The organism is Actinoplanes sp. NPDC051633 (genome assembly GCF_040681735.1).
Lineage (GTDB): Bacteria > Actinomycetota > Actinomycetes > Mycobacteriales > Micromonosporaceae > Actinoplanes.
The window spans coordinates 1-1601 of sequence record NZ_JBFAZH010001495.1 but is presented as its reverse complement, the minus strand read 5'-3'; the positions used below and the strand labels follow the sequence as shown (position 1 = coordinate 1601).

The following is a 1601-nucleotide window of genomic DNA, read 5'->3' as shown; positions in this document are numbered from 1 at the left end:
ATCAGGTCCTGTCCGGCCTGCTGGGGCTGCCGTTGCACCGCCGCGACATGCCCTATCAGGGCGTCGCCAAGGACATCGATCTGTGGGGTACGCCCAGACGGGTCGGCTTCTACTCCAGCTTCACCGCGGTGTCGGCCACCGACCGCCTCCAGACCCCGCACGGCGTGGTGGAGATCGCCCGCGACCCGGCCGACGGGACCGTGCACGCCCTGCGTGGACCGTCCTTCGCGGGCGTGCAGTTCCACGCGGAGTCGGTGCTCAGCCGCGACGGCATGGCGATCCTGACAGAGTTGCTGCCGACTTTATTGCCGGGCGTGATTACTCCGGCGCATAGCGGGTAGCGAAGAGGTTGTCGGTGGTTCAAGCGGATCGAGAGCCTCCGCTTGGACCACCGACCTCTGTAGTGACACCTTCTGTGGTGACGCGCTCGACGATCTCGTCGGTGGTGACGACGGCACCGAACCGCGGCAGCACCACCCGCAGCGCGTGCTCGTGCTCGCCCGCCGTCATCCCGCTCATCGCGTCCGCGGCGAAGGTCACCTCGAACCCGTGATCGGCGGCGGCGCGAGCGGTCGACTCGACACCCATCGTCGTCGCGATGCCGGCCATCACCACCGTGTCCACGCCGCGCTCCCGCAGCTTCTCGGCCAGGCCCGTGCCATAGAACGCGCCGATGGTGCGTTTCACCACGGCGATGTCGCCGGGCTGCGGCTCCATCTCCGGGACGAAGCCGCTGCCGGGCGGCTGCTCGGCGACGTGCGGCCGCTCCACCCGGACCAGCACCACGGTGGCGCCGGCGCGCCGGAACGCCGCGACCAGGCGACTCGCGCGGGCCACCACATCGGCGCCACGGTGCGGGCCCAGGTCCTGCTCGACGATGCGGGGCATCAGATCCACCACGATCAGGGCCGCGTTGGTAAGGGGTGAGTCCACGTCGGCACCTTAGCAGTGGCGGCTCATGGGCCGGCCATCAAGAGGTCGCCGACCGGGGCGCGGCTGTAGAGCACGAAGCGCCCGTCGCGGCGGGCGGTGACGATGCCGGCGGCGTGCAACGCCTTGAGGTGCGCGCTCACGGTCGGCGCGGCGTAGCCGAGCTGGGTGGCCAGTTGCGACGTGGCCATCGGCAGGTCGAGCAGCCGGAGCAGATCGGCTCTCGTGCGTCCGAGCACCTCCGCCAGGGCGGCATGACGCGAGCTCCGATGCTGTTCCCAGAGCCGGCCCACCCCGCGGGGCGAATACGACAGGGCCACCGGCACCGGCTGCGCGGTGCGGACCATGACGTCCGGCCAGGCGAACGCGCACGGCACGAGCAGCACGCCGCGACCGTCGGAGGACGCGTCGCCGTCGTAGTACTTCTGGACGTGCAGCGTCATGTCGTCGAACCGGACGGACGGGTGCAGGCCGCGTAGCAGCGCGTCCACGCCGCCGTCCGCGAGCTGCTCGAGCCGGTAGGCGATGTCGTCCTGCAGCAGCGCATGCAGCCGCACCCAGAACGGCGCCACGGCAGCCCGCCAGTAGTCGTCCAGTGCACCCGCGATCCGCGCCCGGGCAGCCTCGGGGTCGGCCGCGATCTAATAGCCGGTTAAGTGCACAAATTCCGG

The 1601-nt window shown here is 70.8% G+C and carries 2 protein-coding genes and 1 pseudogene; 1 reads left to right on the top strand and 2 read right to left on the bottom strand.

From position 1 onward, the window contains the following. Positions 1-341 (top strand): annotated as a pseudogene (locus AB0M20_RS42455) (chorismate-binding protein); the annotation flags it as partial. A 19-nt stretch (positions 342-360) separates the two neighbouring features. Here the strand turns inward: AB0M20_RS42455 and AB0M20_RS42450 are convergent. Both AB0M20_RS42450 and AB0M20_RS42445 read right to left on the bottom strand, forming a co-directional pair. After that, complete coding sequence (locus tag AB0M20_RS42450; RefSeq protein ID WP_364307070.1) at positions 361-933, bottom strand: isochorismatase family protein; 573 nt, start codon at positions 931-933, stop codon at positions 361-363. A gap of 23 nt (positions 934-956) precedes the next feature. Continuing rightward, positions 957-1571, bottom strand: coding sequence for a DUF5937 family protein (locus AB0M20_RS42445; RefSeq protein ID WP_364307072.1), 615 nt, complete (start codon positions 1569-1571; stop codon positions 957-959). Positions 1572-1601 lie beyond the last annotated feature (30 nt).